General features: G+C 73.1%; 17 protein-coding genes. 11 read left to right on the top strand and 6 right to left on the bottom strand.

All coding sequences use genetic code 11. The features are described from left to right. Nucleotides 1–115 precede the first annotated feature (115 nt). The 5 genes from AB0I11_RS31910 to polA all read left to right on the top strand — a co-directional run bounded on the left by AB0I11_RS31910 (nucleotide 116) and on the right by polA (nucleotide 6,640). Nucleotides 116–1,066, top strand: coding sequence for a branched-chain amino acid ABC transporter permease (locus AB0I11_RS31910; RefSeq protein WP_357329199.1), 951 nt, complete (start codon nucleotides 116–118; stop codon nucleotides 1,064–1,066). A 56-nt stretch (nucleotides 1,067–1,122) separates the two neighbouring features. Continuing rightward, nucleotides 1,123–2,220 (top strand): branched-chain amino acid ABC transporter permease, encoded by a 1,098-nt coding sequence (locus AB0I11_RS31915; protein ID WP_357329233.1) that lies wholly within the window; start codon nucleotides 1,123–1,125, stop codon nucleotides 2,218–2,220. Next, nucleotides 2,213–3,133, top strand: coding sequence for an ABC transporter ATP-binding protein (locus AB0I11_RS31920; RefSeq protein WP_357329201.1), 921 nt, complete (start codon nucleotides 2,213–2,215; stop codon nucleotides 3,131–3,133). Before AB0I11_RS31915 ends, AB0I11_RS31920 begins: the two co-directional genes overlap by 8 nt. Further along, nucleotides 3,123–3,833 (top strand): ABC transporter ATP-binding protein, encoded by a 711-nt coding sequence (locus AB0I11_RS31925; protein ID WP_357329203.1) that lies wholly within the window; start codon nucleotides 3,123–3,125, stop codon nucleotides 3,831–3,833. The genes AB0I11_RS31920 and AB0I11_RS31925 overlap by 11 nt, the downstream gene beginning before the upstream one ends. A 107-nt stretch (nucleotides 3,834–3,940) precedes the next feature. Continuing rightward, the gene (gene polA, locus AB0I11_RS31930; protein WP_357329206.1) at nucleotides 3,941–6,640 is read left to right on the top strand and encodes a DNA polymerase I; all 2,700 of its coding nucleotides are present in this window, start codon (nucleotides 3,941–3,943) and stop codon (nucleotides 6,638–6,640) included. 15 nt (nucleotides 6,641–6,655) lie between these two features. Here the strand turns inward: polA and AB0I11_RS31935 are convergent, their stop codons facing one another. The 5 genes from AB0I11_RS31935 to AB0I11_RS31955 form a co-directional block, all read right to left on the bottom strand. After that, nucleotides 6,656–7,018: a MerR family transcriptional regulator gene (locus AB0I11_RS31935; RefSeq protein ID WP_357329208.1), complete on the bottom strand. Its 363-nt coding sequence runs from the start codon at nucleotides 7,016–7,018 to the stop codon at nucleotides 6,656–6,658. A 193-nt stretch (nucleotides 7,019–7,211) separates the two neighbouring features. Further along, nucleotides 7,212–7,961, bottom strand: a complete 750-nt coding sequence (locus tag AB0I11_RS31940) for an SDR family oxidoreductase (protein ID WP_357329210.1) — start codon at nucleotides 7,959–7,961, stop codon at nucleotides 7,212–7,214. Nucleotides 7,962–8,011: 50 nt separating this feature from the next. Continuing rightward, nucleotides 8,012–8,443 (bottom strand): DUF3140 domain-containing protein, encoded by a 432-nt coding sequence (locus AB0I11_RS31945; protein ID WP_357329212.1) that lies wholly within the window; start codon nucleotides 8,441–8,443, stop codon nucleotides 8,012–8,014. Next, the gene (locus tag AB0I11_RS31950) at nucleotides 8,430–8,648 is read right to left on the bottom strand and encodes a DUF2945 domain-containing protein (RefSeq protein WP_357329215.1); all 219 of its coding nucleotides are present in this window, start codon (nucleotides 8,646–8,648) and stop codon (nucleotides 8,430–8,432) included. The genes AB0I11_RS31945 and AB0I11_RS31950 overlap by 14 nt, the downstream gene beginning before the upstream one ends. Nucleotides 8,649–8,710: 62 nt before the next feature. Next, on the bottom strand, nucleotides 8,711–9,514 hold the full coding sequence (locus tag AB0I11_RS31955; RefSeq protein WP_357329217.1) for a class I SAM-dependent methyltransferase: 804 nt from the start codon (nucleotides 9,512–9,514) through the stop codon (nucleotides 8,711–8,713). Between the two features lie 380 nt (nucleotides 9,515–9,894). On the opposite strand from AB0I11_RS31955, the gene rpsA reads away from it, so the two are divergent. Next, entirely contained in the window at nucleotides 9,895–11,379 is a 1,485-nt protein-coding gene (rpsA, locus tag AB0I11_RS31960; protein ID WP_357329219.1) for a 30S ribosomal protein S1, read from the top strand. A 701-nt stretch (nucleotides 11,380–12,080) separates the two neighbouring features. Then, complete coding sequence (coaE, locus tag AB0I11_RS31965; RefSeq protein ID WP_357329221.1) at nucleotides 12,081–13,259, top strand: dephospho-CoA kinase; 1,179 nt, start codon at nucleotides 12,081–12,083, stop codon at nucleotides 13,257–13,259. Nucleotides 13,260–13,321: 62 nt separating this feature from the next. Here coaE and AB0I11_RS31970 read toward each other — a convergent pair whose 3' ends face one another. Further along, entirely contained in the window at nucleotides 13,322–14,947 is a 1,626-nt protein-coding gene (locus tag AB0I11_RS31970; RefSeq protein ID WP_357329223.1) for a hypothetical protein, read from the bottom strand. Nucleotides 14,948–15,419: 472 nt separating this feature from the next. Between AB0I11_RS31970 and uvrB the strand changes: the two genes are divergently transcribed. The 4 genes from uvrB (at nucleotide 15,420) to AB0I11_RS31990 (ending at nucleotide 19,856) form a co-directional block, all read left to right on the top strand. Beyond that, nucleotides 15,420–17,531 (top strand): excinuclease ABC subunit UvrB, encoded by a 2,112-nt coding sequence (uvrB, locus tag AB0I11_RS31975; RefSeq protein ID WP_357329225.1) that lies wholly within the window; start codon nucleotides 15,420–15,422, stop codon nucleotides 17,529–17,531. Then, the gene (locus AB0I11_RS31980) at nucleotides 17,531–18,406 is read left to right on the top strand and encodes a helix-turn-helix domain-containing protein (protein ID WP_357329227.1); all 876 of its coding nucleotides are present in this window, start codon (nucleotides 17,531–17,533) and stop codon (nucleotides 18,404–18,406) included. The genes uvrB and AB0I11_RS31980 overlap by 1 nt, the downstream gene beginning before the upstream one ends. 24 nt (nucleotides 18,407–18,430) lie before the next feature. Further along, complete coding sequence (locus tag AB0I11_RS31985) at nucleotides 18,431–18,799, top strand: VOC family protein (RefSeq protein ID WP_357329229.1); 369 nt, start codon at nucleotides 18,431–18,433, stop codon at nucleotides 18,797–18,799. 142 nt (nucleotides 18,800–18,941) lie between these two features. Further along, nucleotides 18,942–19,856, top strand: a complete 915-nt coding sequence (locus AB0I11_RS31990; RefSeq protein ID WP_357329231.1) for a helix-turn-helix transcriptional regulator — start codon at nucleotides 18,942–18,944, stop codon at nucleotides 19,854–19,856. Nucleotides 19,857–20,264: the final 408 nt, after the last annotated feature.

Genomic DNA, 20,264 nt, shown 5'->3' on the forward strand with positions numbered 1-20,264 from the left:
ATCACTGGTGTGGTGTGGGTTTTTCAGCGGTGTGCTCTCCCTCGGGGGCCGCGGGGGGGGCGGCGGGGTTTCCCCCCCCGCCCCCACCGCTTGGCCGCACAGTTGGAGCCCCCACTTGAACTTCGATGAGCTCTTCGGGAACTTCCCGGCGCTGACCATCACCGGGCTGGAACAGGGCGCGATCTACGCGCTCGTCGCGCTCGGCTACACCCTGGTGTACGGCGTCCTGCGTCTGATCAACTTTGCCCACTCCGAGGTCTTCATGGTCGGTACCTTCACCGCCCTGTGGACCTGGGAGGCGCTGGGTCACAACCAGAACAGCCCTGCCCCCGCGTTCGGCCCGCTGATCCTGGCGGTCCTCGCCGGCCTCGCCGTCGCGATGGTCGCCTCGGCGTCCACCGCCGTGGTGGTGGAGCTGGTCGCCTACCGGCCACTGCGGCGCCGCAACGCCCCGCCGCTGGCCTTCCTCATCACGGCGATCGGCGCCTCGTTCGTGCTCTCCGAGTCCTTCGGCATCGGCACCGAGCGGGCGCCGTTCGGCATGCCGGACCTGATCCCGCAGAAGACGGTCTTCACCCTCTTCGGGGCCGAGGTGACCAACCTCCAGCTGCTGATCCTCGGCGTCACGTTGGTCATGATGGTCAGCCTGGACCAGTTCGTGAACCGCAGCCGGCTCGGCCGGGGCATCCGCGCCGTGGCCCAGGACGCGGACACCGCCGCGCTGATGGGCGTCAACAAGAACCGGGTCATCCTGCTGGTGTTCATCCTCGGCGGCCTGATGGCCGGCGTGGCCGCGCTGCTGTGGGACATCCGGTTCGGCTTCACCAAGTTCAACGTCGGCTTCCTGATCGGGCTCAAGGCCTTCTCGGCCGCGGTGCTCGGCGGCATCGGCAACCTGCGCGGCGCGCTGCTCGGCGGCCTGCTGCTCGGCGTGGTGGAGAACTACGCCGCCGGGCTGTTCGGTGGAGACTGGAAGGACTTCACCGGTTTCGTGCTGTTGATCGTGCTGCTGATGTTCCGGCCGACCGGCCTGCTCGGCGAATCTCTCGGGAGGGCGCGCGCATGACCGCCACCTCGGACAAGAAGGGGCGTCTGGCGGCGTTCCGTACCCGCTGGGACGCGATGCCGAAGCAGGTCCGCTGGGTCGGCCTGGCCGCCCTGGTGGTCTTCCTCTACGTCCTGCCCAACCGGTGGTTCTACGAGTACCTCGGCTTCCCGATCGGCAGCGACTACTTCGCCTTCTACACCACCCGCTCCGACTTCGCGACGGTGCTCTTCGACACCTCGGTCTTCGTGCTGCTGGCGGTGGGCCTGAACGTCGTGGTCGGCTTCGCCGGCCTGCTCGACCTGGGCTACTTCGGCTTCTACGCGGTCGGCGCGTACACGGTGGCGCTGCTGACCTCGCCGGAGAGCCGGTTCGGCACCAACTGGCCGTGGCTGGCGGCGGTGCCGGTGGCGATCCTGGTGGCCATGGTCTCCGGGGTGATCCTCGGTGGCCCGACGCTGCGGCTGCGCGGTGACTACCTGGCCATCGTGACCCTCGGCTTCGCCGAGATGATCCGCCTCTACGCGGCCCGCAACGAGGGCATCGCGCAGGGTCAGCGGGGCATCCCGCAGATCCCGCACCCGCCGGGCACCGGCTCGGACGGTCACCCGCTGTTCGGCGTGGAGAGCTCGAAGCCCTACTACTGGCTGATCCTCACCGTGATCATCGTGATCATCTTCGCGATGCGGAACCTGGTCAACAGCCGGGTCGGCCGGGCCTGGGTGGCGATCCGCGAGGACGAGGACGCCGCCGAGATCATGGGCGTGCCGACGTTCAAGTACAAGCTGTGGGCGTTCGCCATCGGCGCGGCGGTCGGCGGTCTGACCGGCGCGATCTTCGCCGGCAAGCAGACGTTCATCAACTCGGACAGCTTCCTGCTGGAGAACTCGATCCTGGTGCTCGCCGCGGTCATCCTCGGCGGCGCGGGCAACATCAAGGGCGCGATCGCCGGTGGCGCGATCACCTGGTACCTGCCGGAGTGGCTGCGTGGCGTGGGCGACCTGATCGGTGTCGAGTTCGACGCGGCGGAATACCGGATCCTGGTCTTCGGCCTGGTGGTCATCGTGATGATGATCTTCCGGCCGCAGGGTCTGGTGCCCAACCGGCGCCGCGCGGCGGAGTTCGCCGACCGGCGCAAGGAAGTGGTTCCCCAGGAGACGGTGCCCAATGAGTGAGCCGCAGATGCACAGCGAGCGGGACGAGACCAGCGAGCGGGACATCGCCGACGACGGTCGCAGCACCGTCGGCACCCCGCCGGAGTCCGGCGCGGACACGCCGGTGGAGCCCACCCCCGGCGCGACCGCGCCGGCCGGGCGGGAGCCGCTGCTGGAGGTCGACCACGTCACCCTCCGCTTCGGCGGCGTGGTCGCCCTGAACGACGTCGCGTTCACCCTCTACCAGGGGGAGATCCTCGGCCTGATCGGCCCGAACGGCGCCGGCAAGACCACCTGCTTCAACGCGATGACGGGGGTCTACCGGCCCACCGAGGGCGAGATCCGGTTCAAGGGGCAGCGGACGAACGGCAAGCGCCGGTCCTGGATCACCAAGGCGGGCATCGCCCGGACGTTCCAGAACATCCGGCTCTTCCCGGAGATGACCGCGCTGGAGAACGTGATGGTGGGCGCGGACGCCCACCACAAGACCAGCGTGATCTCCGCGATGCTGCGGCTGCCGCGGCACTGGCGGGAGGAGCGGCAGGGCCGCGACAAGGCGTACGAGCTGCTGCGCTTCGTCGGCATCGAGCGCCGCGCCGGGGACCTGGCCCGCAACCTCTCGTACGGCGAGCAGCGCCGGCTGGAGATCGCCCGGGCCCTGGCCACCGACCCCACCCTGCTCTGCCTGGACGAGCCGGCTGCCGGCTTCACCCCGGCGGAGAAGGAGGAACTGCTCGGGCTGATCCGTAAGATTCGGGACAACGGCACGACCGTGCTGCTCATCGAGCACGACATGCGACTGGTCATGGGTGTCACCGACCGGATCGTGGTGCTGGAGTTCGGCAAGAAGATCGCCGAGGGCCTGCCGGCCGAGGTCCGGGACGACCCGAAGGTGATCGCCGCGTACCTGGGGGTGCCGACCGATGCTGCTTGAGATCAAGGACGTGACCCTGCTGTACGGGCGGATCCAGGCCCTGCACGGGATCAGCCTGACGGTCAACGAGGGCGAGGTGGTGGCCCTGATCGGCGCGAACGGCGCCGGCAAGACCACCACCATGCGGGCCATCTCCGGGCTGCGCCCGGTGGCGTCCGGCTCGATCGTCTTCGACGGCACCGACGTCACCCGGATGCGGGCCGACCTGCGGGTGGTCCGGGGCATCGGGCAGGCGCCCGAGGGCCGGGGCGTCTTCCCCGGCATGAGCGTGCTGGAGAACCTCGAGATGGGGGCGTACACCCGGCGGGACCGCTCGGGTATCGCCGAGGACATGAAGATGGTCATGGACCTCTTCCCCCGGCTGGCCGAGCGGCGCAAGCAGCCCGGCGGCACGCTCTCCGGCGGTGAGCAGCAGATGCTGGCGGTGGGCCGGGCGCTGATGGCCCGCCCGCGGCTGCTGCTGCTCGACGAGCCCTCGATGGGGCTCGCGCCGATGCTGATCCAGCAGATCTTCGAGATCATCACCCGGATCAACGAGCAGGGCACCACGATCCTGCTGGTGGAGCAGAACGCCCAGCAGGCGCTCTCCCGCGCTCACCGGGGCTACGTGCTGGAGACCGGCCGGATCGTCAAGGAGGGCACCGGCCGGGACCTGCTGCACGACCCGGCGGTCAAGGAGGCGTACCTCGGCGTGGCCTGAGGTCGTACCGGCGGCGGCCGGCCGTCCCTTCGCGGGGCGGCCGGCCGCCGCCGTTCCGCGCGCCGCCGTCCGCCGGGATGTCGGGCGTACGGGCTAGAGTCGCTGCCGTGACAGCTACGACGCCGCGCCTGCTCCTCGTCGACGGACACTCCCTGGCATACCGGGCATTCTTCGCCCTGCCGGTGGAGAACTTCTCCACCACCACGGGGCAGCCGACCAACGCCGTCTACGGCTTCACCTCGATGCTGATCAACGTGCTCCGCGACGAGCAGCCCACCCACATCGTGGTGGCCTTCGACGTCTCCCGGCGCTCCTTCCGCACCGACCGCTACGCGGAGTACAAGGCCGGCCGCAGCGAGACGCCGACCGACTTCAAGGGCCAGGTCAGCCTGGTCAAGGAGGTTCTGGCCGCGCTGCGCGTACCGGTGGTGGAGAAGGAGGGCTACGAGGCCGACGACGTCATCGCCACCCTCGCCTGCCAGGCCCGCGACCAGGGCATGGACGTGCTGATCACCAGCGGCGACCGGGACGCGTTCCAGCTGATCGGCGACCGGGTGACCGTGCTCTACCCGCGCAAGGGCGTCTCCGACCTGGCCCGGATGGATCCGGCCGCGGTCGAGGCGAAGTACGGCGTCGGTCCCGAGCGCTACCGGGATCTGGCCGCCCTGGTCGGCGAGACCAGCGACAACCTCTCCGGTGTCGACAACGTCGGCCCGAAGACCGCGGCCAAGTGGATCAACCTGTACGGCGGGGCCGAGGGCGTGGTCGCCCACGCCGACGAGATCAAGGGCAAGGCCGGCGACAACCTGCGCGCCCAGATGTCCCGGGTGATCCGCAACTACGAGATCAACTGCCTGGTCACCGACCTGGAGTTGCCGCTGCGTCCCGAGGACGCCCGCTGGCAGGGCTGGGACCGGGAGGCCGTGCACCAGGTCTTCGACACCCTCCAGTTCCGGATCCTGCGCGACCGGCTCTACCAGTACCTCGAGGCGGTCGAGCCGGAGGCCGAGGCCGGCTTCGACCTGGCCGGCCAGCAGCTGACCGAGCCGGGCGCGCTCGCCGGCTGGCTGGGCACGCATGCCCCGGCCGGCACCCCGGTCGGGCTGGCCGCCAAGCTCGACACCGGCCCGAACCGCCGGCACACCGCCTCGGTGACCGGGATGGCGCTGGCCACGGCGGGCGGCGCGGCGGCCTGGTTCGATCCGGCCACCCTCGACCCGGCCGACGAGTCGGCGCTGGCCGGCTGGCTGGCCGACGACACGCGGCCCAAGGTGCTGCACGACAGCAAGCCGGCCGTGCTGGCCTTCGCCGCGCACGGCTGGGACCTGCAGGGCATCACCCGCGACACCCAGATCGCCGCCTACCTGGCCCGCCCCGACCAGCGCTCCTACGACCTGACCGACCTGGCGCTGCGCTACCTGCACCGGGAGCTGCGGGTCGACGCGCCGGAGACCGGCCAGCTCACCCTGGACGGCCTCGGCGACGAGGGCGAGGCCGAGCAGAACCTGATGCTCCAGGCCCGGGCCACCCTCGACCTGGCCGACGCGATCGACGCCGAGCTGTCCCGCGACGGCGAGCAGTCCGCCCGGCTGATGGCCGGCGTGGAGCTGCCGCTGATGCGGGTGCTCGCCGCCATGGAGCGCACCGGCATCGCCGCCGACACCGAATACCTCTCCGAGCTGGAGGCGCACTTCGCCGCCGAGGTGAAGGCCGCCGCCCAGGGCGCGTACGCGGAGATCGGGCGGGAGTTCAACCTCGGCTCGCCCAAGCAGCTCCAGGAGATCCTCTTCGGCGAGCTGGGCCTGCCCAAGACCAAGAAGATCAAGACCGGTTACACCACCGACGCGGACGCCCTGCAGTGGCTCTACGCCCAGCAGCCGCACCCGGTGCTGGCCCACCTGCTGCGCCACCGGGACGTGGCCAAGCTCAAGTCGACCGTCGACGGGCTGCTCAAGTCGGTCTCCGACGACGGCCGGATCCACACCACGTTCAACCAGACGGTCGCGGCCACCGGCCGGCTCTCCTCGACCGAGCCCAACCTGCAGAACATCCCGATCCGCACCGAGGAGGGCCGGCGGATCCGGCGCGCCTTCATCGTCGGCGAGGGCTACGACTGCCTGCTCACCGCCGACTACAGCCAGATCGAGATGCGGATCATGGCGCACCTGTCCTCGGACGACGCGCTGATCGAGGCGTTCAACTCCGGGCACGACTTCCACGCCGCCACCGCCTCGTCGGTCTTCGGCGTCCCGGTCGACCAGGTCACCGCCGACCAGCGTCGCAAGATCAAGGCGATGAACTACGGCCTGGCGTACGGGTTGAGCGCGTTCGGCCTGTCCCAGCAGCTCGGGATCAGCACCGAGGAGGCGCGCGGGCTGATGGAGAACTACTTCGCCGGCTTCGGCGGGGTGCGCGACTACCTGCACGAGGTGGTCGCCCGGGCCCGCCAGGACGGCTACACCTCCACCATCCTGGGCCGCCGCCGCTACCTGCCCGACCTGGTCAGCGACAACCGGCAGCGGCGGGAGATCGCCGAGCGGATGGCCCTCAACGCCCCGATCCAGGGCTCGGCGGCCGACATCATCAAGGTCGCCATGCTGCACGTCGACACGGCGCTGCGCGAGGGTGGGCTGCGCTCCCGGATGCTGCTGCAGGTGCACGACGAACTGGTCTTCGAGGTCGCCGCCGGGGAGCGGGAAGCCCTGGAGACCCTGGTCCGTCAGCAGATGGGAGACGCGTACCCGCTGTCGGTGCCGCTCGAGGTCTCGGTGGGCGAAGGGCGGGACTGGAACAGCGCCGACCACTGAGTCCGGCCACCAGCCCTACGGGTCGGCCTCGGTCCGGGCGCCGTGGAGGGCGGCGGCGAGGCGGTCCCGGACCGCCACCTGGGCGGCGATCCGGGCGTCCAGCACGGCCAGCCGCTCGAGCCCCACCCGGAGGCCGGCCGGGGACGGCGGCGCGGCGGCCACGTCCCCGTCCAGGCAGGGCAGGAAGACCTGGACGTCCTCCAGGGTCAGCCCGGCGTCGAGCAGGTGGCGGATGTTGCGGACCCGGGTGACGGCGGCGTCGTCGTACTCGCGGTAGCCGTTCGCCGCCCGCGCCGCGGTGATCAGACCCTGCTCCTCGTAGTGCCGGAGGGCACGCGGCGTGCAGCCGGTCATCCTCGCCAACTCGCCGATCCGCATCCGACCATCCTCCGTTCGCAGCCGCAGCCGCAGCCGCAGCCGTAGCCGCAGCCGCAGCCGCGCCGTAGCCGCAGCCGCGCCGTAGCCGCAGCCGCGCCGCGCCGTAGCCGCAGCCTGAGCCGCGGCCGTAGCCTGAGCCGCGACCGTGGCTCGAGCTGTGGCCGACGTCGCCGGTCCGGCGGCACCCGGCCGGTCAGGCGACCAGTGCGCCGCCGTCCACCGGCAGCACCACGCCGGTGACGAAGGCCGCCGCCGGGTCGCAGAGCCGCAGGATCGCCCAGGCTACGTCCTCGGGCCGGCCGATCCGCCCCAGGGGCGTGTGGTCGAGCTGCCAGCGGCGTACCGCGGCGCGCTGCTCGGGAGAGAGTCCCTGATGTTCGCCGATGGGCGTGTCGATGGCTCCGGGAGCGACCGCCACCACCCGGACGCCGCGTGGCGCCAGCTCCACCGCCCAGCTGCGGGTCAGCGAGTCGAGGGCGGCCTTGCCGGCCGCGTACACCGCGCTGCCCGGCCAGGCCCGTTGGCCCACCGCGGTGGTCACGTTGACGATCACACCGCCGGTCGCGGCCAGCGGATCGAGCGCGGCGTGTGCCAGCCGGATCGGCGCCATCAGGTTCGTCTCCAACTGGCGCCGGGCCGCCGCCTCGTCCAGGTGGGCGAGGCCACCGCCGCCGGCGATCCCGGCGTTGTTGACCAGCACGTCGAGCCGGCCGTACCGGTCGAGGGCGGCGCCGACCACCCGGGCGGGCGCGTCGGCCTCGGTCACGTCGGCGGTGAGCGGGGTGATCAGAGGGTGGTTCGCGGCGGTCGCGGCAAGCGGCGCGGCGCGCCGGCCGACCGCGAGGACCTGGGCTCCGGCGGCCCCGAAGGCGCGGGCGGTGGCCCGGCCGATGCCGGTTCCCGCGCCGGTGACCACCACGACCCGCTGCTGTGCGTCGTTCATGCCGCCGATCGTCCGACCCTGCCGTCAGTGGCAGGGTCAAGCGGGGCGGGTCAGCGGCCCGGCCCTCGGCGTTCCTTCGGCGGGGCGCCGTGCCGTCGCAGGGCCTTGCGGGACGGGCCGCCCGGCGGCGGCAGCGGGCCCTTGACCGGGTCGTGGCCCCAGTTCATCAGGGAGTACCGCCACCGGGTCCGGCTGACGTCGCCGCTGGGCCGCTGGGCCATGTGCCGCCGGACGTACCCGACGACCTTGCGCATGTGCTTGTAGTCGGCCTCGGAGAGCTGGTCGCGCTTGCGCCGTAACAACTCGATGATCTTGCGCCCGGACTCGTGGCCGACCGACTCGCCGCCCTTGGTGCCCTTCTTCCGCCAGCCGACGTGCTTGGACTCGTCGGTCTCCAGCCAGCTGCGCAGCTCACCCGGCTTCATGTTCACCGCCTCGGTGAACTCGCGGTAGGTCTGCTGTGGATCGTCAGTGGGGCTCATGGCGCAGCACCTCCGGGCGGTGGGCGACGTCCCGGCCCGAGTCGTCGTTGCGGATCCGGTACTGCGGCTGCTCCGGCGAGGCGTTCACCGTGTGCCCGCGTACGTGGGTGCGGTCGACGAGCTTCTCCTTGACGACCCCGTACGCCCGGCCGCTGTGGCTGGCCCAGGAGACGTGGTCGCCGGTGCGGAACTCCTTCTCGGCCATGGCGTCCGGTTACCCGGGGTCGGGCGGCGGAAACGACGCCCGCCACCCGGCGCGCCGGGCGCTCAGCCCGCCGGCTTCTCGGTCACGAAGATCGCGGTGCCGGGGAAGAGCCGGCCGCGCAGCGGGCTCCACTGCCCCCAGATCCCCTCGTGCCCCGCCGGCCACTCCGGCTCCACCAGGTCCAGCAGCCGGAACCCGGCGCCGACCAGTTCGCGGACCCGGTCGCCGAGGGTGCGGTGCTGTTCGACGTAGGTCGCCGTCCCGTGCTCGTCCTGCTCGACGTAGGGGGAGCGGTCGAAGTACGAGTGCACAGCGGTCAGCCCGCCCTCGCCGGGGTCGTCCAGGAAGATCCAGCGCATCGGGTGGGTGACCGAGAAGACCCACCGGCCGCCGGCGCGCAGCACCCGGGCCACCTCGCGCATCACCGCCGCCGAGTCGTCCACGAACGGGATCGCCCCGAACGCGGTGCAGACGGTGTCGAACGTCGCGTCGCCGAAGGGCAGGGCGAGCGCGTCGGCCTGCACCAGCGGCACCCGTACACCGGTGCGCTCGGCCGCCTGCGCGGCGTGCCGCAGCATGCCCGCGGAGAGATCCAGCGCGACCGGCCGGGCGCCCTGGGTGGCCAGCCAGCGGGCCGCGGCGGCGGCGCCGCCGCCGAGTTCGAGGATCCGGCGGCCGGTGACGTCGCCGAGCAGGCGGACGTCGGCCTCGCGCAGCCCTTCGGGGCACCAGACGAAGTCCACGTCGCCGAGGAACGCGCCGTGTTCGGCCTGGTAGCCGTCGGCGTCGGCGTCCCACCAGCCGCGATTGGCCCGGCGGATCTCGGCCGCGCCCGCCCGGCGCCGGATCACCCTGTCGTCGTCCACCCGCTCACGCTAGGCCCCCGCCGCCCGCGACCCGCCGGCGGCCACCGGCCGGCCGTGGGACCGCCGTGGGGCGGGCGTGACGGATGTGACGGACGAGACAGCTGTGGCACCTTACCGCGCGAAATCTCCGCTTTCGCAAGTTACGCGGTCACGAGGACCCGGGAGGGCTTGCACGCTGTGGTAATGCAGCGGGTAGGCTAGAGGATGCGCTCGCGGATCGTGTGCCTCGGCAGGGAGCAGGTGCGCGGTCACCGGAGCCACTAATGATCTTCTGATGGCGATCGTTCGGTGTGCCCGGTGACGGATCCGCTGGCGCGGACTGAGTCACCGCGACACCCATGCGTCCTGTGACAACCCATCCGACCGGAGCAACCGCCCACATGACGAGCAGCATCGAGGCCACCTCGAGCGCCAACAAGGTCACCCACGACGACCTCGGCTCTGAGGAAGCTTTCCTCGCCGCGATCGACGAGACCATCAAGTACTTCAACGACGGCGACATTGTCGAAGGCACCGTCGTCAAGGTCGATCGGGACGAGGTCCTGCTCGACATCGGCTACAAGACCGAGGGTGTCATCCCCTCTCGTGAGTTGTCGATCAAGCACGACGTGGACCCCGCCGAAGTTGTCACGGTTGGCGACCACATCGAGGCCCTGGTCCTCCAGAAGGAGGACAAGGAGGGTCGTCTGATCCTCTCCAAGAAGCGGGCGCAGTACGAGCGGGCCTGGGGCACGATCGAGAAGATCAAGGACGAGGACGGCGTCGTCCGCGGCTCGGTCATCGAGGTTGTCAAGGGTGGTCTCATCCTCGACATCGGGCTGCGCGGCTTCCTGCCCGCATCCCTGGTCGAGATGCGGCGCGTGCGTGACCTGCAGCCGTACGTCGGGCGTGAGCTCGAGGCCAAGATCATTGAGCTGGACAAGAACCGCAACAACGTGGTCCTGTCCCGCCGGGCCTGGCTGGAGCAGACGCAGTCCGAGGTGCGTACCGAGTTCCTCAACAAGCTGCAGAAGGGGCAGGTCCGCAAGGGCGTCGTCTCCTCGATCGTCAACTTCGGCGCGTTCGTCGACCTGGGCGGCGTGGACGGCCTGGTGCACGTCTCCGAGCTCTCCTGGAAGCACATCGACCACCCGTCCGAGGTCGTCGAGGTCGGCCAGGAGGTCGAGGTCGAGGTCCTGGACGTCGACCTGGACCGCGAGCGGGTCTCGCTGTCGCTGAAGGCGACCCAGGAGGACCCGTGGCGGCAGTTCGCCCGCACCCACGCGATCCAGCAGATCGTGCCGGGTAAGGTCACCAAGCTCGTGCCGTTCGGCGCCTTCGTCCGGGTGGACGACGGCATCGAGGGCCTGGTCCACATCTCCGAGCTGGCCGAGCGCCACGTGGAGATCCCGGAGCAGGTCGTCCAGGTCGGCTCCGAGGTCATGGTCAAGGTCATCGACATCGACCTCGAGCGTCGGCGGATCTCGCTGTCGCTCAAGCAGGCCAACGAGGGCTTCGTCGAGGGCGAGGAGCACTTCGACCCGACCCTCTACGGCATGGCCGCGACCTACGACGAGCAGGGCAACTACATCTACCCGGAGGGCTTCGACCCGGAGACGGGCGAGTGGCTCGAGGGCTACGACAAGCAGCGCGAGACCTGGGAGAACCAGTACGCCGAGGCCCGTCAGCGTTGGGAGGCGCACACCAAGCAGGTGCAGTCCTCCCGGGCCGCCGACGCCGAGGCCGCTGCCAACCCGGCTCCGGCCCCGTCCAGCACCACCACCTCGACCTCGGCCCCGAGCCGGCAGGCCGAGGAGCCGGCCGGCACCCTGGCCACCGACGAGGCGCTCGCCGCCCTGCGGGAGAAGCTCGCCGGCGGCAAGTGATCCCGTGACGACCTCCGCCCGGCGTCCCTGACGCCGCGCGGGGCCGTCGTCGACCACCGTGGGCCCCGTCCCCGCCGATCCGTTCCACCGGGTCGCCGGAGGCGGGGCCCACGCCTGTCTCCGCCCACCCGAGCCCGCCGCCCCTCACCGCCCCGCCCCGCCCCGCCCGAGCCGTGCTGCCGGCCCTGTGGCCCTGTGGCCCGGCGGCCCTGTGGCCCGGCGGCCCTGTGGCCCGGCGGCCCGGCGGCCCGGCGGCCCGGCGGGACCGTTCCCGGCTGTCGGCGGACGGCCATTGCCATGTCCCGTCCCGTGATCGACTCCGGTTGCGGCATGTCGTGGTGTCCGGGCTGAGGGATGGGCCGGTTTGCCGCAGCTTGTGTTGATCAGGGTGGCCGGGTAGGGCTCTCACCTCTCGCCGCCCGTTGATCGACTCCGGCGGCATGTCGCGCTGTCCCGACTGGGAGAAGGGCCGCCGTAGCGCGAGTTGATCAGGGTGGTCGGGGAGGGCTGTCACGTCCCGCCGCCCGTTGATCGACTCCGGTTGCGGCATGTCGTGGTGTCCGGGTTGGGGGAGGGGCCAGTTTGCCGCAACTTGTGTTGATCAACACCAGGCGACAGCGTCGCGGGACGGGTGGTGCGGCTGGTGCCGGGCCCGGGCGACCGGTTTGGCGGGCGGTGCGCTGATCGGGTTGACTGGTCGGGTGCTGATCGTGGGGTTGACCGGCGGGATCGGGTCGGGCAAGAGCGCCGTGGCGGACCGGTTGGCCGCGCTGGGCGCGGTGATCGTCGACTCCGACCGGATCGCCCGCGAGGTGGTCGCCCCGGGCTCCGAAGGGCTGGCCGAGATCGTCGCGACCTTCTCCGCGCGGGTCCTGGACGAGCGGGGTGCCCTGGACCGGGCGGCGCTGGGCGCGCTGGTCTTCGGCGACGAGGCCGCCCGCCGCAGGCTGGAGGCGATCACCCATCCCCGGGTCCGGGCGCGCAGCGCCGAGCTGATCGCCGCGGCGCCGCCGGACGCCGTGGTGGTGAACGACGTGCCGCTGCTGGTCGAGGTGGGGCTCGCCCCGACGTACCACCTGGTGGTCGTGGTGCGGGCGGCGGTGGCGACCCGGCTGGAGCGGCTCGCGCGGCACCGGGGCATGGAGCGCGCGGAGGCCGAGCGGCGGATCGCCGCGCAGGCCGACGACGCCCGCCGGGAGGCGGCGGCCGACGTGCTGCTCGACAACGACGGCACCCTCGACGACCTGTCCGCGGCGGTGGACGCGCTCTGGCACGACCGCCTGCTGCCCTACGAGCGCAACGTCCGCGAGCGGCGCGCGGTGCGCCGGGCGGAGCTGGTGCTCACCGAGCCGGACCCGACCTGGCCCCAGCAGTACGCGCGGCTGGCCGCCCGGATCCGGCACGCCGCGGGCGCGGACCTGCGAGTGGACCACATCGGCTCGACCGCCGTGCCGGGGCTGGCCGCCAAGGACGTCATCGACATCCAGCTGACCGTCTCCTCGCTGGCCGAGGCGGACGGGGCGCTCGCCGACCGGCTCGCCGACGCCGGCTTCCCCCGCCTGCCCGGCGACTGGTGGGACAACCCGCGCCCGGCCGGTAGCGCCCGCTGGGCGAAGCGGCTGCACGGCAGCGCCGACCCCGGCCGCCCGGTCCACCTGCACCTGCGGGTGGACGGCTCGCCCGGCTGGCGGTACGCGCTGCTCATGCGCGACCACCTGCGGGCCGACCCGGCGCAGCGGGCCGCGTACCTGCAGGTGAAGCGGGAGCTGGCGGCCGCCGCGCCGGACAGCGCCACGTACGGGACGTTGAAGGACCCGTGGTTCGACGAGGAGCACCTGCGCGCCGAGGAGTGGGCCGCGCGGACCGGCTGGCGGCCCTGACCCCGGCCCTGCCCCACCCCGGCACGAACCGGTGCCGGCGCCCGCTCGCCGTCGGGCGGTGACTAGCGGCGCTCCGGTGCGGGCAGTCGCGGCACCGGCCCGGGGCGGAGGTCCAGCCGGGACCAGACACCCCGCCCGGTGCGCAGCTCCAGCCGGCGCAGCAGGCCGCCACGGTCGATCCAGTAGCGCAGCGTCGTCCGTCCGGCCGGTACCTCGATCACGTCCACCGGGCGGTCGGCCAGCCGGTCGTCGCGGATCCGGACAGCCGCGCCGGCCGGCACGGGCCCGGCGCCGGCCCGCAGCGCGGCGGCCAGCAGCCGGTCCACCTCGTCGCCGGGCGGCCCGGGGGCCGACCAGCGGATCCCGGCCGGCGGCGGCAGGGGTGGCGGCGCGTCGGCCGGGTCGGCGGCGGGCAACTCCGCACGGGCCACCCGCCCGTCCAGCGTCCGCCGGAGGGTGCGGCGTGCGGGGTTGTCGGCCTCGCCGGTCGCCAGGTACGCGCCGGCGCCGGTCCAGCTCAACCAGCCCGCGCCGGTCAGGTTGGCGGCCGGGCCGAGCGGGGCGCCGAGGGTCAGCGCCGCCCCGCCGCTGGCGCGCAGCCGGCCGGGCAGCCGGGCCAGCCGGTCCATCTCCTCGTCGGTGAGCGCCCGGGGCAGGCCGGGCCATCCGCCCAGCGCGTCCACCGGGCGCAGGGTGGGCCGGTCGGTGCGGGCCAGCTCGACGGTGACCGGCCGGCCGTCCGGCAGCCGCCCGTCGAGCCGGTGCAGCCGGGCGTCCCGGTCGAGCCACAGGCGTGGCTGCCGGGCCGGGTCCGGGTCGGCCGGCAGGGGCGCGCGGAGGACGTCCATCGGTGTGCCGTCCCTGGTCTCCCGGGTCAGCCAGCGTGCCTCGGCGGGGACCGGGTCGGGCTGTGCCGCGCCGAGGCCGAGCAGCAGGTCCCGTACGGCCGCGATGCCACCCCGCGCCGGCGGCTCGCGCAGCCGCCAGCCGTCGGCCGGCGGCACCAGCGGCGGCGCCGTCGGGACGGGCCCGGCGGCCGGCTGCGGGCGCTGCACCACCACCGTCGAGGTGGCCTGGACCAGGCCCCGCTCGGCACCCGCGCCCGGGCCGCTCACGTCCAGGTAGACCAGTGGCCGGGCCCAGTCCACCCAGCCGACCAGTTCGGTGCGGTCCGGGCCGGTACCGATCGTGACCCGGACCCCGGCCCGGACGTCGCGCTGGTTGGTGACCCGCATCGCGGCGAGCCGGTCGGCCTCGGCGGGGCCGAGCGGGCGGGCCGGGTCGGCCGGTCGGGGCGACCAGCTCAGCAGTCCGGCGACCAGGGCGGCCGCCGAACCGGCCGCGGTGATCCCGAGGGCGATCAGGAGCGCTCGGCGCCGGTTGGACCGCTCGACCGGGTCGGCGGCGCCGTCCGAGGCGGGTGGCGCCGGTGTGGTGGCGGCGGAACCCGCCGGATCGGCCCGTCCGGCCGGTGCCGGACCGGTCCGCCGCCGGCTGGCCGGATCGGTCTCGGGCCGGGCCCGTCGCCGGCCGCGACCGGCGGCCGGCGGCCGGTCCGGGGGGCCGGCCGGGGCGGGGGAGCGGTGCCCGGTGGTGGCGGGGAACAGCGGGTCCGTGGGGGCGTCGACGGCGGCGTGCGGAGCGGGATCGGGCGGCGGGGTGGGGCGGGGTCCGGGGGAGGTCTCCACGAGTGGAGAACGCCCCGACGCGGCTGGGGTGACGTGCCGGGAAGGAGGCGCGGCCGGGGTGCGTGCCGGGACGGCGGCGCGGCGGGGGTGGTGTGCCGGGATGGCGGCGGCCGGGGTGGTGTGCCGGGAAGGCGGTGCGGCGGGGGTGAGGTGCCGGAAACGGCGGTGCGGCGCGGTGGGAACGGAGGTCCTCGGGATGCGCCGGATGGGCAGGGGCGCTCGCGGCGGCCGGTCTGCGCCGTCGGCGCGACCACCGAGGGTGCGCACGCCGGTCGTCCCGGGTGCTGCGACCGTCGGTGCCGGGGGCGGCCTGGCCCCGGAGGGCGGCCACCCGGCCCGGTCGGCCGCCGCGAGCGGCCTACGGTACGAGCGTAGCGGCGTGAGATGGGGCACACAATGGGAATATCGAAGCCGATCACGGACCCTCCGTGCTGGCCCGGAACTGTCGGACCTTCGGCGTACCTTTGTGGGTATGGCGCTCGACATTCCCCGGCTCGACGGCCGCTTCCAGGTGGTCAGCGAGTTCCAGCCGGCCGGCGACCAGCCGGCAGCCATCGACGATCTTGAGCGTCGGGTGCGGCGCGGCGACCGCAACACGGTGCTGCTCGGCGCGACCGGCACCGGCAAGAGCGCCACCACGGCGTGGCTGGTCGAGCGGCTGCAACGGCCCACCCTGGTGCTCGCGCCCAACAAGACCCTCGCCGCCCAGCTCGCCAAGGAGTTCGGCGAGCTGCTGCCGCACAACGCGGTGGAATACTTCGTCTCCTACTACGACTACTACCAGCCCGAGGCGTACATCCCGCAGACCGACACCTACATCGAGAAGGACTCGTCGGTCAACGAGGAGGTCGAGCGGCTGCGGCACTCGGCGACCATGTCGCTGCTCACCCGCCGCGACGTGATCGTGGTGGCGACCGTCTCGGCGATCTACGGCCTGGGCACCCCGGAGGAATACCTCGACCGCGCGGTCCGGGTCGCCGTCGGCCAGGAGCTCGACCGCGACCAGCTGCTGCGTCGCCTGGTCGACATCCAGTACACCCGCAACGACATGGCGTTCCAGCGCGGCACCTTCCGGGTCCGGGGCGACACGCTGGAGATCATCCCGGCGTACGAGGAGCTGGCCGTCCGGATCGAGCTCTTCGGTGACGAGATCGAGAAGCTCTACTACCTCAACCCGCTGACCGGTGACGTGGTCCGCGAGGTCGACCAGCTGATGATCTTCCCGGCCACGCACTACGCCGCCGGCCCGGAGCGGATGGAGCGGGCGGTCCGCGACATCGAGGCCGAGCTGGGCGAGCGCCTGGCCGAGCTGGAGCGGCAGGGCAAGCTGCTGGAGGCGCAGCGGCTGCGGATGCGCACCACCTACGACATCGAGATGATGCGCCAGGTCGGCTTCTGCTCCGGCATCGAGAACTACTCCATGCACATCGACGGCCGGCTGCCCGGCAGCCCGCCGCACTGCCTGCTCGACTACTTCCCCGACGACTTCCTCACCGTCGTCGACGAGTCGCACGTGACGATCCCGCAGATCGGCGGCATGTACGAGGGCGACGCGTCCCGCAAGCGGATGCTGATCGACCACGGGTTCCGGCTGCCCAGCGCGGCGGACAACCGGCCGCTGCGCTTCGACGAGTTCCTGGAGCGGGTCGGCCAGATGGTCTTCCTCTCCGCCACCCCCGGCCCGTGGGAGCTGGAGCAGGCCCAGGGCGAGTTCGTCGAGCAGGTGATCCGCCCGACCGGCCTGATCGACCCGGAGGTGGTGGTCAAGCCCACCAAGGGCCAGATCGACGACCTGATGCACGAGATCAAGCTGCGCACCGAGCGCGACGAGCGGGTCCTGGTCACCACGCTGACCAAGAAGATGGCCGAGGACCTGTCGGACTACCTGCTGGAGAACGGCATCCGGGTGCGCTACCTGCACTCCGAGGTCGACACGCTGCGCCGGGTGGAGCTGCTGCGCGAGTTGCGCAAGGGCGACTACGACGTGCTGGTCGGCATCAACCTGCTCCGCGAGGGTCTCGACCTGCCCGAGGTGTCCCTGGTGGCGATCCTCGACGCCGACAAGGAGGGCTTCCTGCGCAGCGGCCGGTCGCTGATCCAGACCATCGGCCGGGCCGCCCGTAACGTCTCCGGCCAGGTCCACATGTACGCCGACAAGATCACCCCGTCGATGGCCGGCGCGATCGACGAGACCAACCGCCGGCGGGCCAAGCAGATCGCGCACAACGAGGCCAACGGGATCAGTCCCGAGCCGCTGCGCAAGAAGATCCACGACATCCTCGACGACATCTACCGCGAGGCGGAGGACACCGAGGCCAACCGGGTCGGCGGGGCCGTCCGGCAGCTGTCCCGGGGCAAGGCGCCGGTCAAGGAGACCCGCAGCCGCGGTGGGCGGGGCGGCGCGGCCACCCCGTCCCGGGAGGGGATGGCCCGGGCCGACCTGGCCAACCTCATCCAGGAGCTCAACGACCAGATGCTCGCCGCCGCGCGGGAGCTGCAGTTCGAGTTGGCCGCCCGGATCCGCGACGAGGTCGTCGACCTCAAGAAGGAGCTGCGCGGAATGGACGCCGCCGGGGTGAAGTGATGCCGGCGGAGGCTGGCGTGCTGACCGAGGCGGTCGTCGGCCGGCCGGATCCCCGGCTGCGCCCGTACGTGGACCGTTACCTCGGCTACCGGGAGCACACCCCCGCACCCCTGGTACGCCAGGAGGTGGCCGGTGCCTTCGTGGTGCTGATCCTCGGCTGGGGCGCCGCGCTGGACGTCACCGATCCGCGGGCGGCCGGGCGGGGCGCGTCCGGCGTGAACGCCTTCGTGGCCGGTCCGTTCGACGGCTGCTGCACGACCCGTACCGAGGGGGAGGGCGTCGGGGTGCAGGTGCTGCTGACACCGCCCGCCGCCCGGCGGCTGCTCGGGCTGCCGCTCGGCGAGCTGGCCAACCGGGTGCTGCCGGTGGACCGGATCGGGGGCTGGCTGGTCCGGCTCCGCGACGAGCTGGCCGAGGCGCCCGACTGGCCGGGCCGGTTCGCCCGGCTCGACGCGGCGCTGACGACCCGGCTGGCCGGTAGCGGGCCGGTCGACCCGCGGCTGCTGGGCGCCTGGCGGTCGCTGGCGGCGGGCGGGGTCGGCGTGGGAGCGGTCGCCGACGAGCTGGGCTGGAGCCGGCGGCACCTGGCCGCGGCGTTCCGGCGGGAGTTCGGTCAGCCGCCGAAGACCGTCGCCCGGCTGGTCCGCTTCCAGCGGGCGTACGCGACGCTCGGCCGGGAGCTGGTCACCGCCCCGCTCGACGACGGCGGGGCGGCCGGCGTGACCGTCGCCGGTGCCGGGCCCGGGTGGGCGGAGCTGGCCGCCCGCTGCGGCTACTACGACCAGTCGCACCTGATCCGTGACTTCCGGCAGTTCGCCGGGCGGACCCCGACGGCACTGGTCCGCCCGAGGTCACATTCGTCCAATCCCGGCTGACCGCCGCGGCGGCAGACTGGCGGCATGCGAAGCATCTACCCGGTTCTCCGGTACCCCGACGCCTCCGCCGCCATCGAGTTCCTCCGCTCCGCGTTCGGCTTCACCGTGCACGAGGTGCACGCGGGTCCGGACGGCGAGGTGCGGCACGCCCAGCTCGGGTACGGCGACGACCTCGTCATGCTCGGCACCGGGCCCGCCCCGGCCACCCGGCCCGCAGACGACGACTATCGCGTCTACGTGGCCGTGGACGACGTCGACGGCCACCACGAGCGGGCCCGGTCGGCGGGCGCGGAGATCGTCCGGCCGCCGTTCGACACCGACTACGGCTCCCGGGACTACGTGGCCCGGGATCCGGCGGGGCTGATCTGGTCCTTCGGCACGTACCGCCCCTGAGCCGGACCAGGCGCGCCCGGTGAGCTGACCCGTGCGTTGCCGGGCCACCGGCGGCAGGGGAGCGCACCGTGATAGCACTGAGCGAGCAAGGTATTGCCCTGTGTGACGGTACTGCGTACGCTCCCTCGGTGGGGAGGCGCGCATGCCATCGTCAGCAAGTCCTGTGGTGCGGCGGGTGCGGCTCGGCGTGGAGCTGCGCCGGCTGCGGCACCGGGAGTCGCTCACCCTGGAGCAGGTCTGTGGCCGGCTCGGTTGGGCGTCCACGTCCAAGCTGTCCCGCATCGAGCTGGGGCAGAGCCGGCCCGACCTGGCCGACGTGCTCGACCTGCTCGACGTCTACGCGGTGCCCCCCGACCGGCGGGACGCGCTCATCGTCATCGCCCGCGACGCCGCCACCGGGCGCGGCTGGTCCAAGGCGCTCGGCGAGATGGGGGAGCGGCAGCGGGCGTACGCGGAGCTGGAGGCGAGCGCGGCCCGGATCGTCGAGTACCAGCCGGCGGTCGTGCCCGGCCTGCTCCAGGCGCCCGGGTACGCCCGGTTGCGGGTCACCGCCGGGTCGCTGCTCGCCGACGGGGTGGACGTGGAGGCCGACGTCCGGGCCCGGGCGGTGCGCCAGAAGGTGCTGCGCCGGCCGGACGCGGCGCACTACACGGCCCTGCTCGACGAGCGGGTCTGCGATCCCGGCGGTCTGCCCGACGAGGTCTGGCGGGAGCAGCTGAGTCACCTGTTGGCCGCCGCCGAGCTGCCGAACGTCGAGATCCGGCTCCTGCCCCGCGACGCCGCCCCGCACGGCGGGGTGCACCCGCTGGCCGCCTTCTCCTACTTCGCGCATCCGGATCCGGCCGATCCCCGCACCGTCCTGGTGGAGACGCTCACCGCCGACCTGCGCCTGGTCGACGAGATCGACATCGCCCGGTACGAGCGGCTCATCGACTGGCTGTCGGCGGCGGCGCTGCCGGCCGAGAAGTCGGCCGAGCTGCTGGCCGGGCGGCTCGGCACGCCACCCGTGCCGCGCCCGCGAGAGGCCGCCGACACGCCGCTCCCGCAACCCAGCTAGCGCCCCGGCCCGCAACCGTCCGCCGGTCCCGCCGGCGCCCCCGGCCCGCAGTCGTCCGGGCCCCGCGAAGGCCGCCGGTCCGCGATCGCCCGCCGGTCCGCGATCGTCCACATGCCCGCGATCGTCGGCCGGTCCGGCAATCGCCGGCCGGTGCCGCATCGACTGCTGGACCGCAACCAGCCGTCGGAGCGCGGCGATCACCCCCAGCCAGCCAGCCAGCCAGCGTGCGTGCCGGCACGTCGGCTGCGCGCCGCCGCCGGGCCCGGCGGCCCCGATGCCCGTCGGGGCCGGCGGCTGGCGCGTCGGGGACACGCTAGACGAGTTGTTCCGAATTCCGGTCAGTGGTCGTAGGCGATCAGTGACCGGGTGACGGGTGCGCCGGTTTCGTTGTTGTGCCAGATCGCGGCG

Source organism: Micromonospora sp. NPDC050495 (assembly GCF_040655175.1).
In the GTDB taxonomy this organism is placed as follows: domain Bacteria; phylum Actinomycetota; class Actinomycetes; order Mycobacteriales; family Micromonosporaceae; genus Micromonospora.